Here is a 12,098-nt window from a genome sequence, read left to right on the forward strand (position 1 = left end):
TACGAACAAAAGTTTCTGTATGGCAACTGACGTTCCTCGTTGGTTGCCTTTCTCTATAAAATTTTGTCTATATACATCATCGGTGCGAATGAATTGGGGAGGAAACGAAACATGTACTTACACGGGACAAGTCGAGTGAATGAACAAGGAAACCTGGAGATCGGAGGCTGTGATACCACACAGCTAGTTACTACTTACGGAACACCTTTATATGTGTATGACGAACAACAAATTCGCACCAAATGCCGGGAATTTGTCAACGCATTTCACAATACGGGTTTTTCCTTTCAGGTTGCTTATGCGAGCAAAGCTTTTTGCACGATGGCGATGTGTAAGCTGGTTGAAGAGGAAGGCTTGTCACTCGATGTAGTATCTGGCGGCGAATTGTATACGGCCCTGCAAGCTGGATTCCCCGTTGAGCGCATCCATTTTCATGGGAACAACAAATCTCATGATGAGTTAATCATGGCGCTTGACGCCAAAATCGGCTGTTTTGTAGTGGATAACTTTTATGAGTTGCACATCTTGGCGCAATTAGCCGAAGGGCGGAACGAAAAAGTCTCTGTTCTCCTGCGTGTTACACCGGGTGTAGAAGCTCATACGCATGAGTACATTTCTACAGGACAGATCGACTCCAAGTTTGGCTTTGACGTGCAAAACGGCCAGGCTCTTGAAGCGATTCAGTTTTCTCACGAAAGCGATCATGTCCATTTATTAGGGGTTCATAGCCATATTGGCTCACAAATATTTGAAACAGAAGGCTTCCTCGTCGCTGTCAAACGATTGACAGAACTGTTGGGCGAAGCAAAAGAAAAGCTTGGATTCCTGCCGGAAGTACTGAATGTAGGAGGCGGCTTCGGCATTCGGTATGTAGAAGGCGATACACCGCAGTCCGCGGAAACGTATATCAAAGCCATTACAGATATTGTTCGCCAAGAACTCACAGCGCTTGCGATTCCACTGCCTGAGATTTGGATCGAACCAGGTCGGAGTATTGTAGGGGATGCAGGAACTACCTTGTATCGAATTGGATCGCAAAAGAACATTCCAAATGTCCGGAAATATATTGCGGTCGATGGTGGGATGACAGACAATCTGCGACCAGCATTGTACGATGCCCAATATGAAGCTGCGATTGCAAATAAAATGAATGCACCTGCTACAGAGGTTGTTTCGATTGCAGGGAAGTGCTGCGAGTCAGGTGATATGCTCATCTGGGATGTGAAGCTGCCAGAAGCGCAAGCGGGCGATATTCTCGCAGTCCCAAGCACAGGTGCATATGGTTATTCGATGGCGAACAACTACAACCGGATTGCTCGTCCTGCTGTTGTATTCGTAAAAGAAGGAGAAGCAGAAGTGGTCGTAAGACGCGAGACGTACGCAGAAGTAGTTGGTCACGATGTTTTGCCAAAACGCGCGCAGCTAATGCGCTAAACTTTTAAAAAAATCCACAAACCTTCCCGATTATATGGGAAGGTTTTGTATTTCCTTCATCTGCCATTCATGATTGCTTAATGTTTTCTAGGCATAATGAAAGGGTGAGGGGGAGCGATTCATCATGTTGTCGACTCTTATGAAGCGGTTTCGACGAATACCCTATTTTTCCTTGGACAAACGCCAATGGATGAAGGCGATGATTCGGCAAGAAGTGGAGAGAGAGAAGAAAGTCGTCCTGTTTTACATAGATATCGTCAAGCTGACAGAGATAGAGCATCGCTATGGTGATACGAGTGCCAAGAGAGTTCTTCATATATTTGAAACCATTTTGCCAGCTGTAGCTCGTCAAGCTTTTGAAATCAAAGGGAGAATCATCGCGATTCAAAAGCTGTGGGGAGATGATTTTGCGATCTACACGTCCTTTTCGAAAATGATGAGCGAGGAAGACTGTCAAATGCTATCGATTCATTTTCAGGAGCTGGCTGAACGACAGTTAAATCGACAAGTGAGCTTCGTCAATCGCGAGGAGCTTCGTGTCCATATCGGCTATGCGGAAATCATCGGAGAAGATATCGTGAAAGAGATGTATACCTCTGTCAAACATGCTGTACATATGGCCAAGTATGGGATTACCTCCGAAAAATATGCGCACATCAGACTATTTCACAAGCTGCTTGCAGAAGAAAACGTTCAGATGCACTTTATGCCGATCATTCATTTGCCAAATGGTGAAGCTTTGGGATGGGAGGCATTGGCGCGAGGACCAGTCAACAGTCTCTTTGCAACTCCCGCTGCCTTGTTCAATTATGCGCAGGAGACAGATACGGTTTTTCGTTTGGAGCATATATGTCGCAAGCGGGCATTAGAGCATATACGTTACCTGAGGCCGCATGAAAAACTATTCATCAATTTGGACCCACGTGCGATTGACGATCCGTTTTTGTTACGTGGCAAAGTGCAGATGCTTTTGGCAGAGTATGAGCTGACGCCACAAAACATTGTCTTTGAAATTACAGAGCGCCACGCGATTACGAATTACGCTGCCTTTCGAAAAATCATCGAGGAATACCGCAAGCAGGGCTATATGATTGCCGTAGATGATGCGGGAGCAGGGTATTCCAGCTTGGAATCGATTACAGAAATTTACCCAGACTTTATCAAGCTCGATATGTCATTGATCCGAAATATCGATGTCGATCCGATTAAGCAGGCGTTGTTGGAGACGTTTGTTTCCTTTGCTGACAAAGTGAACTGCAAAATCATAGCAGAAGGGATCGAGACGGAGCGTGAGCTGGAAACGCTCATGGACGTCGGTGTCATCTATGGACAGGGTTACTATTTAGGAAAGCCTGACAAAGGGATGGCACAGCTATGTGGAACGGCTATGAACTTTCTGCGGTTTACGATGGAAAGGCGGATTGAGCAAGAAGCAGAACCAATGCTGCCCACTCCGGCTATGACCGAAATCTTGGCGAAGACAATCAGTGTTGAAAAGCACTTGAAAGTAAGACGTATCCATGAGATTTTCGAACAAAATCAGCGGATTGAAAGTGTGGTTGTGCTGGAGAACAGCATACCGGTTGGACTTGTCATGCGTTTTTCTCTGTATCAAATTCTCGGTGGTCAATACGGAATCGCGCTGTACTATGAAAGGCCCGTTTCTCAAATCATGAATACCAACCCGCTCAAAGCTACCAAATACGACAAGTTGGATGAGGTAGCGAAGCGAGCGATGGCAAGAGACGCTTATCATTTGTATGATGTGGTCATTATTATTGACGAGCATGGCGAGTACATCGGTATCGTTACCGTGCAGAAGCTGCTAGACAAAATGGCTTCCATCAAACTCGAGATCGCGAGCTCTGCCAATCCGCTGACAGGATTGCCGGGGAATGTGCAGATTGAAAGGGAATTGAATCAACGGCTGAAACAGAGTGATCATCATGTGGTCATCTACTGTGATCTCGACCGTTTCAAATGGTTTAACGACCGCTACGGCTTCGAAGTGGGAGATCAGATTATCGTTCGAACGGCGAACTTGTTGCGGGAAGCTGCGAAATGGTACGGAAGTGGGTCTGACTTCATCGGTCATATTGGCGGAGATGATTTTATCCTGATCACAACTGCGCAATGTGCGAATGATGTTGCCTTGTTTATCATGGATGCTTTTACGCCGCATTTTTCGGACATTTATGAAAAGCGCAGAATGGGGGACGGTCAGGAGCTCTCGATGTCGATGGCAGGTGTCGTCCTTTATGCAGGGAAGTACACCAGTGCCGAACAAGTTGCGGAGAGGGCAGCGTACGTAAAAAGGGTGGCAAAAGCGCAGACGGGGACTGTTTTTATTACCGACTGTGAGTTGCCTGGCGAAGAGCAGATCCGCATCGAGGGATAAATTGGACGTCAACCGTTCTCCATGGTAGAATGGGTACGTTAACTTTACAAGGTATGGAGGTTCAACATATGAAAAAAGCGCTCATTACCATGGAAAATGGTAACCAAATCGAGTTGGAGTTGTTCGATCAAGAAGCTCCGGGCACAGTAGGAAACTTTGAGAAATTGGCTAACGAAGGCTTCTACAACGGTCTGTCCTTCCACCGCGTTATCCCTGGCTTCGTAGCACAAGGCGGTTGCCCTTACGGAACAGGTACAGGCGGTCCTGGTTACACAATCAAATGTGAAACAAAAGGAAACCCACACAAGCATCTGCGCGGTAACCTGTCAATGGCACACGCAGGAAAAGACACAGGCGGAAGCCAATTCTTCATCTGCTACGATTCTTTCCCTCACCTCGATGGCGTACATACAGTATTTGGTCGCGTCACTTCCGGTCTGGAACACATTGATGCAATCAAACAAGGCGATAAAATGGGTACAGTAAAAGTAGATTAATAGTAGTGAAATGAACACCGATGAGGGAAACCTTGTCGGTGTTTTTTCGTTAAGATGCATGCCGGGTCTAGTTTGAATGGGGTTGTAAGCCTATCTATCTGCTGGTATGCTAGAAGATAGACGACTTTTTGAACTCGCATGACTAGGAGGAAGCAATGGACCTTTTTCACTTTGATTGGAAAACGGTACCGTTTCGCATGATTGCGTTCGTTATCGCTTTTACTTTGCATGAATGGGCGCATGCCTTTGTCGCTTGGAAGCTGGGTGACAATACGGCTAAATCGGAAGGCCGTTTAACATTAAATCCCATCCCGCATATTGATCCGTTTGGTTTGATTCTCATCTTGTTTGGTCCATTTGGTTGGGCGAAGCCGGTGCCGATCAATCCTCTTCATTTTCGCGGGAACAAGCGTTTAGGCATTGTTTACGTATCGGTGGCAGGTCCGATTATTAACCTGATCCTATCGATCTTATTCTGCATCGCGTACATTCTTGTACGCTATTCCGGAATGTTGGTAGGAATGAATGAAAAAGCAGCCTTCGCCATTGAGGTAACGCTTGAATTTAGTATCATCATCAATGCGGCACTCTTTGTCTTTAACCTTTTGCCGATCCCACCATTGGATGGCTACAAAATATTGCGCTTCTTGTCTCCGCGCAGTTGGGATGCGAAGTACTATCATTATGAGGTTTACGGACCGTGGATCTTGCTCTTGCTGATTTTCATTCCGGGTGTCAGCTCTACCATTTTCGGGATTCCGCTTGCTATTGTTAGCACCTGGATTCAACAGATTGCAGTGAACATATTAAGCATGTTCATCTAACGGAAACGAGGGACGACTTTTGGCTTACAGCATCAAACTTGATTCCTTTGAGGGACCACTCGATCTGTTGCTCCATCTGATCGACAAGGCTGAGGTGGACATCTACGATATACCGATAGCGGAAATTACGGAGCAATACCTCGCGACGATTGACAAGATGCAAGAGCTCCAACTGGATGTGGCCAGTGAGTTCGTAGTCATGGCGGCTACGCTCCTCTCTATTAAAAGCAAGTTGCTGTTACCCAAAAAGGAGGAGCATGTCTTTCAGCAGTTCCTCGATATGGATGTAGACGAGATAGACCCCCGTGAAGAACTGGTTGCGCGTCTGTTGGAGTACAAGCGCTATAAGATGCTTGCCGAGAACCTGCGAGAAATGGAAATCGGTCGTAATCAAGTTTTTACGCGTCCGGCAGAAAATTTGTCTCCTTATGTGCGTGAAGAGGATCATACCGTGACGAATGTGTCCCTATATGATTTGATCAACGCGCTGGAAAAACTGGTGAAGAAAACAAAAGAAAAAGAACCAATTACCAAGGTGTCGCGCGACGAAATCTCCATTAAGGATCGGATGACGGAGATACGCCAAGTCGTACGCGGCGGAGGGATGGTTCGATTTTCTGAGTTGTTTACCCAAGGGGCGACGCGGACAGAGATCGTAACAACCTTTCTCGCCTTGCTTGAGCTTATGAAGGCTAAGCACATTACGTGTGTACAAAATCAATTGTTTCAAGAGATCATCATCTGTGAAAACGGAACGGAAGGAGCCCATACTGATGGACTATGACAAGCTGAAAGGCGTAATCGAGGGCTTGCTGTTCATCTCGGGTGACGAAGGAATCGATGCCAAGGAAATCAGTGAAATCACTGAGGTGTCGGAAGAAGAGGTCGTCGACTTGATCGAAGACATGAAAGCTGACTTCCGCCGGGCAGGACGCGGTATTCAAATCGTGGAAGTGGCAAAAGCGTATCAGCTGACCACTCTGCCCGAGCATGTGCCCTTTTTTGAACGGCTAGCAACATCGCCAGGTCAGTCAACGCTGTCCCAAGCAGCATTGGAGACACTCGCAATTGTTGCTTACAAGCAGCCCCTGACCCGTTCGGAGATTGAAGAAATCCGCGGCGTTAAATGCGAAAAAGCACTGAACACCCTCTTATCCAAACAGCTCATTCGCGAAGCGGGGAGAGCAGAGGGGATCGGGCGCCCCATTTTGTACGCGACCACCAAAGAATTTTTGGAGCATTTTGGTTTACGGGAACTGGGGGATTTGCCAGAACCGCCTGTCAATCTTGATATCGAAGAAGCGCGTCTGGAAGCATCGGCGCTATTCGGAAAAGCAGAAGAACCGACAAACGACTAGTTACAGCCCGGACAGTTTTTCGTACTATCATACGACTCGTCCCCATATACTATGGTACAAACCTGTGTATCGTGGTATAACGATGGCTTTTCTCTTGCCTAATAGGCAAGGCGAGCCCAAGTTTTCGAATGGGGAGGACGTTTATGAACACACGAAAATATCTGTCCGGCGTACTCGTCGTTTTTCTTTTTATACAGATGGCACTTACGCCGGCAGCGGTAGTAAAAGCTGCTGCAGCTCCACTTAGCTTGTCAGCCGAAGGTGCGGCGCTAATCGATGTAGAGAGTGGGCGGATTCTTTATTCCAAAAACGGTACGAAAAAAATGAGGATTGCGAGCCTGACCAAAACGATGACAGCAATCGTAGCGATTGAGATGGGCAAATTGGATGCACAGGTAACGGTACCGCCACAAGCAGTAGGCGTAGAAGGTTCATCGATCTACTTGAAAAATGGGGAGAAGCTCACGCTTGAAGAACTGCTGTACGGCTTGATGCTGCGGTCTGGCAATGACGCAGCCGTAACCATCGCAACCCACATCGGGGGGTCAGTGCCTGGATTCACTTATTTGATGAACGAAAAGGCTGCGATGATTGGAATGGAGCATACGAATTTCACCAATCCGCATGGTTTAGATGACAGTAACCAGCATTACTCTACGCCAGAAGATATGGCAAAGCTGTCCGCCTACGCCTTACATAATCCGGTATTTCGTCAAATCGTCTCAACGAAAGTCAAGGATATTTCATGGGAAGGCGAACAGTGGGATCGGCGTCTACTCAACAAAAACAAGATGCTTCACCTATACAACGGTGCTGATGGCGTAAAAACGGGATACACCAAACTCGCGAAGCGCTGCCTGGCTTCCTCGGCTACACGGGATGGGAGGCAGTTGGCGACGATCACCCTGAATGCTTCTGATGACTGGAACGACTCCTCCAAGCTGATGGATTGGGGCTTTGCGAATTATCCGCTTAAAGAGTTGGTCAAAAAGGGACAGGAGGTAAAGCCTGACACACCAGTCACACTTGAAGCAGGAACTCATCTTGTCACAACAAACGCCTTTCAATATCCACTGCAAGCAGCAGAGGCAGAGGGGATTCACAAGCGTGTCATTATGGGAGAATCAATGGTAACACCGAAGATGAACGGTCAGCTAGCCGGGTTTCTTCAACTTTATTTAAAAGAAAAGATGATTGGGCAGGTTCCGTTGCTCGTTAGTGTAGATGCGCCGACTTTAGCCGTTCCGCAAGTTTCACGCTCAATGTGGCAGCAGTTTTGGAGCATAGTGTCAGGGGGGCTGTGGAGTGCTTAATGTCATCTGGCTCGGGCTCATTGTCATTAGCATTGTCGTTGCGGCCATGACGGGACGGATGGAAGCGATCAACGCAGCAGCGTTTGAGGGAGCCAAGACAGGAGTAACCGTTAGTCTCGGACTACTCAGCGTTCTCGCCTTTTGGATGGGAATGATGCGGATTGCAGAAAAGTCAGGACTCCTTGAACTATTGGCTCGGGTATTGTCACCGATCATCCAAGTCCTTTTTCCCGATGTACCAAAAGGGCACCCTGCTATGGGATATATCCTCTCGAATATGAGCGCAAATCTGCTCGGGCTCGGTAATGCGGCAACGCCAATGGGGCTGAAAGCCATGGAAGAACTCCAAAAGCTGAATCCAGACAAACAAAATGCTTCGGCTGCCATGTGCACGCTATTGGCAATCAATACAGCGAGCATCACGATTATCCCGACGACGATGATCGCGATCCGCATGCAGTATGGTTCTGTAAATCCTGTAGAAATCGTAGGTACTACGCTGTTATCTTCCTTTGCTGCCACGATTGTCGCCTTGTTGATTGATCGCATGTATCGCTATCGGCATATTCGAAGACACAGATAGGGGGGAGTCCTTATGTACCAATGGGTATCCCTGCTCTCTCTTTGGGCCATTCCCGTTACAATTGCCTTTGTCTTGTTGTATGGGTGGCGGAAACAAGTCCCCGTCTACGAGACGTTTGTAGATGGAGCAAAAGGCGGCTTAAACACTACGATTCGGATACTCCCGCACCTGATTGCCATGATGGTCGCGGTGAGTATGTTTCGGGAGTCAGGAGCATTGGATCTATTGCTTCGCGCACTCAAACCGCTACTGGACCTGTTGCATTTTCCTGAAGAACTGGTCCCGCTGGCGTTGCTTCGTCCGTTGACGGGAACAGGCTCACTTGCCATTGCAACAGATCTGATCGCGCAGTACGGTCCCGATTCTTTTTTGGGCAGATTGGCAGCTACCATGCAAGGTAGCACAGATACGACACTGTATGTCCTAACCGTTTATTTTGGCGCAGTTGGTATTCGTAATTCTGCCTATGCGTTAAAGGTAGGCTTGTGGTCGGATCTGGCTGGTGTCATATTCTCGCTCCTCATTGTCTCCTATATTTTTGCGTAAAGAAGTTCAAATAGCGTAGGCAGATAAAACTTCCTCATGGATATGGGGAAGTTTTTCCCTTTTTCTTGTCCACACTAGTAAGAATGGGTATGATGTTGTAGAGGTGAACCAACGATGGAACGTTTACAAAAAGTATTGGCGCATGCTGGAGTCGCCTCTCGTCGCCATTGTGAAGAATTGATTGCGCAGGGCAAGGTGCAGGTAAATGGCCAAGTAGTACGAGAGCAGGGAATAAAAGTCGATCCACTCAAGGACAGAATTGTAGTGAATGGTCAGCAGGTTAAGCTGGAGCAACATGTCTATCTACTGCTGTACAAGCCTACTGGTGTAATTACGAGCGTCACAGACCCGCGCGGTCGACGGGTAGTGATCGATCTGTTGAAGGGAATAAAAGAACGGGTATATCCAGTCGGTCGCTTGGATTACGATACTTCCGGCTTGCTGCTCTTGACGAACGACGGAGAGCTTGCCAACAGGCTGGCACATCCAAGCTATGAAATCGATAAAGTGTATCGGGCATGGGTAAAGGGAATCCCCAGTCAGGAAAACATGCACAAGCTAGCAACCGGCATTCGTTTGGAAGACGGCATGACTTCTCCCGGTCAGTCCAGATTGTTAAAGTCAGAGTCTAGCAGCCAGAGGGCATTGGTAGAACTGACGATACATGAAGGACGAAACCGCCAAGTGCGCAGAATGTGTGAGGCGATTGGCCATCCGGTTTTGACATTGGAGCGAATCCGTTTAGGGTTTCTCACTTTAGATGGACTAAAGCCCGGCGAATTTCGCAAGCTCACTCTAGAAGAAGTAGAAAGCTTGAAGCGGGGATTGGTTCAAAAGAAACGCAGCCCGCGGTCGAAACATTGATTCGTTCAAAATCTGTTCATAAGTTGTGCGCTGTCGGAAAAACTAGGAACGCTATAATAGAATGGGAAAAGGATGCAATTTATTAGCAGTAGATGGGAGTATGGCCTCATGAACAAAAGCAATCGTACATATGTCAGGATCGCGGTATTGGGTGTTTTGCTTGTAGCGCTGGTCTTTGCACTCTATTCCAGCTTTGTGAAGGACCCCGGTGCTGTGAAAGTAGGAAGCGATGCTCCGAATTTCAGTTTGGAGCAACTGAATGGACCAGAGGTGACTCTGGAAGGCTTGAAAGGCAAGGGTGTTATCCTCAATTTCTGGGGCACGTGGTGTGAACCCTGTAAAGAAGAAATGCCGGCATTGCAAGAGCAATACACGAAGTTCAAAGACAAGGGATTGGTTGTCGTTGGTGTCAATATCGGTGAATCGCCAGTTGCCGTAGAACCATTCGTGAAGCAGTTCGGGATTGACTTCCCTATTTTGCTCGATCGCCAATCTCAAATTACAAAGCTGTATCGCATCGGTCCAATTCCGACAACCTTTTTCATCGACCCAGATGGAGAAGTGCAGGACATTTTTATCGGCCAGTTAGATGAAGCGATGATTGAGTCGAAAATTACAAAAATCTTGCCGTAAGTGAGGAGCAATGATGGATCAGCGAAAATGCGAATGCGGTCATACCAACCCGGTTGGGACGCTGCTCTGTGAGTCTTGCGGGAAGCCTTTGAATGTGGAACTCGACGAGCAGACATCGTTTCCTGACATGCGTTATGAAGGAATGGCAAGACGTTCTCAAACGAATAAGACGAAGGTAATCGATCGAGTCTGGAACTTTTTTTCTTCGGTCAAAATTGCAATCGGTATCATTATTGTCATTTTGGTGGCATCCGCTGTCGGAACCATCTTTCCGCAACAAATGTACATACCGGTTCCCGTACCGACTGATGCAGATGTTGCCCGTTTTTATACGGAAACATATGGAACGCTGGGAACGATTTTCTACGGGCTAGGCTTTCACAATATGTACTCCTCCTGGTGGTTTGTGACTCTTCTGGTCATGCTCGGTACTTCTTTGGTTATCTGTAGTCTGGACCGCGTAGTGCCGCTGTATAAAGCGTTAAAGAAGCCAAGATTGAACCAACACAAGTCCTTTCTGAAAGGGCAAAAGCTGTTTGCAGAGGGTGAGCTTGCTCCAGAAGCCAATCAGGAAGCGATACTGGACGCCTCCGCTCTGGCCTTGAAAGAAAAAGGATACCGCATTTTCCGCACAGAACGAGCCATTATGGCTGAAAAAGGCCGTTTTAGCCGTTGGGGTCCTTACATTAATCATATCGGACTGATCTTGTTTTTGGTCGGTACCCTGATGCGAAGCCTGCCTGGCTTTTACTTGGACGAGTACGTCTGGGTGCGTGAGGGACAAACAATGGCGATTCCGAATACCCCTTACTACATAAAAAACGAGAACTACACGACAGAGTATTGGTCGAAAGAAGAAATGCCGGAGCAACTGGAGCTTAAGGGCGGAGCCATCGTGAAGAGCTACCAGACAGAGGCCATTTTGTATGAAAATAAAAGCGCTGACGTTCCAGGGAAAAAGCCGGATTTGGTAGAAGTACAGAAGGGGCCGATCGTCGTGAATCATCCGATGGAGCAGGACAGCCTCTACATTTATCAGAGCGGCGTGCAAGAGATGCAGCTTGGAGCGCTCAATTTTACATTGGTTGATTTGAAAAACAATAAAAAAGAGATCGGCCTTATCAAAATTGATCTGTATAATCCACAGCCCGAGCAAACCATTGCAGATGGGTTTACGGTACGGATTTTGGATTACTTCCCCGATTTTATAATGGGAAAAGACGGGAAGCCGGCAACGAAAACCAATTTGCCTAAAAATCCGATGGTGGCTTTAGAGATCATTGGAGAGAATGGCAAGCATAACGAAAAAGTGGTTTATCTAGAAGGAACCATTCTTACACAGAAAAATGATCCGCGTTACGGACTAGACATCAAAATGCCTGATTTAATCGATATTGCAGGGCTGAATGTACGGGTGGACAAAGCATTGCCACTGATTTATTTCGGTTCATTCATTTTCCTTGCGGGCGTTGTAATCGGGATGTTCTGGCAACATCGTCGGGTTTGGGTACAGACGCAAGAGGGAAGTATCTTGGTAGCAGCTCACACGAATAAAAACTGGTTCGGTCTTCGCAGAGAAGTAGATGGGCTGGTTAAACAAGCGGAGCTCCCTGTCACGATAGAAGATAAAACGAAGGCCAAGGCCTAA

12 protein-coding genes are annotated in these 12,098 nt (G+C 47.3%); all 12 read left to right on the top strand.

Annotation, left to right across the window (positions count from 1 at the left end; translation table 11 throughout):
* Positions 1-111 precede the first annotated feature (111 nt).
* The 12 genes from lysA to resB all read left to right on the top strand — a co-directional run bounded on the left by lysA (position 112) and on the right by resB (position 12,098).
* Complete coding sequence (gene lysA, locus ACFYU8_RS01225; protein ID WP_390296574.1) at positions 112-1,434, top strand: diaminopimelate decarboxylase; 1,323 nt, start codon at positions 112-114, stop codon at positions 1,432-1,434.
* Between the two features lie 124 nt (positions 1,435-1,558).
* On the top strand, positions 1,559-3,832 hold the full coding sequence (locus ACFYU8_RS01230) for a GGDEF domain-containing protein (RefSeq protein ID WP_390296572.1): 2,274 nt from the start codon (positions 1,559-1,561) through the stop codon (positions 3,830-3,832).
* 68 nt (positions 3,833-3,900) lie between these two features.
* Complete coding sequence (locus ACFYU8_RS01235) at positions 3,901-4,329, top strand: peptidylprolyl isomerase (RefSeq protein ID WP_390296570.1); 429 nt, start codon at positions 3,901-3,903, stop codon at positions 4,327-4,329.
* Between the two features lie 155 nt (positions 4,330-4,484).
* Complete coding sequence (locus ACFYU8_RS01240; RefSeq protein ID WP_390296568.1) at positions 4,485-5,153, top strand: site-2 protease family protein; 669 nt, start codon at positions 4,485-4,487, stop codon at positions 5,151-5,153.
* A 19-nt stretch (positions 5,154-5,172) separates the two neighbouring features.
* A complete protein-coding gene (locus tag ACFYU8_RS01245; protein WP_390296566.1) occupies positions 5,173-5,937 on the top strand; it encodes a segregation/condensation protein A in 765 nt (254 codons plus the stop codon).
* Entirely contained in the window at positions 5,927-6,511 is a 585-nt protein-coding gene (gene scpB / locus ACFYU8_RS01250) for an SMC-Scp complex subunit ScpB (protein ID WP_390296564.1), read from the top strand. Before ACFYU8_RS01245 ends, scpB begins: the two co-directional genes overlap by 11 nt.
* A gap of 143 nt (positions 6,512-6,654) precedes the next feature.
* Entirely contained in the window at positions 6,655-7,824 is a 1,170-nt protein-coding gene (locus ACFYU8_RS01255) for a D-alanyl-D-alanine carboxypeptidase family protein (protein ID WP_390296562.1), read from the top strand.
* Positions 7,817-8,407 carry a nucleoside recognition domain-containing protein gene (locus ACFYU8_RS01260; protein WP_106652985.1) on the top strand — a complete coding sequence of 197 codons (591 nt, stop codon included), beginning with the start codon at positions 7,817-7,819 and terminating at the stop codon, positions 8,405-8,407. Before ACFYU8_RS01255 ends, ACFYU8_RS01260 begins: the two co-directional genes overlap by 8 nt.
* Positions 8,408-8,419: 12 nt before the next feature.
* Positions 8,420-8,953: a spore maturation protein gene (locus tag ACFYU8_RS01265; RefSeq protein WP_390296560.1), complete on the top strand. Its 534-nt coding sequence runs from the start codon at positions 8,420-8,422 to the stop codon at positions 8,951-8,953.
* A gap of 114 nt (positions 8,954-9,067) precedes the next feature.
* On the top strand, positions 9,068-9,817 hold the full coding sequence (locus tag ACFYU8_RS01270; RefSeq protein ID WP_390296558.1) for a pseudouridine synthase: 750 nt from the start codon (positions 9,068-9,070) through the stop codon (positions 9,815-9,817).
* A gap of 108 nt (positions 9,818-9,925) precedes the next feature.
* A complete protein-coding gene (gene resA / locus ACFYU8_RS01275) occupies positions 9,926-10,450 on the top strand; it encodes a thiol-disulfide oxidoreductase ResA (protein ID WP_390296556.1) in 525 nt (174 codons plus the stop codon).
* 13 nt (positions 10,451-10,463) lie between these two features.
* A complete protein-coding gene (gene resB / locus ACFYU8_RS01280; RefSeq protein ID WP_390297376.1) occupies positions 10,464-12,098 on the top strand; it encodes a cytochrome c biogenesis protein ResB in 1,635 nt (544 codons plus the stop codon).

The organism is Brevibacillus sp. NPDC003359 (assembly GCF_042878995.1).
GTDB lineage: Bacteria > Bacillota > Bacilli > Brevibacillales > Brevibacillaceae > Brevibacillus.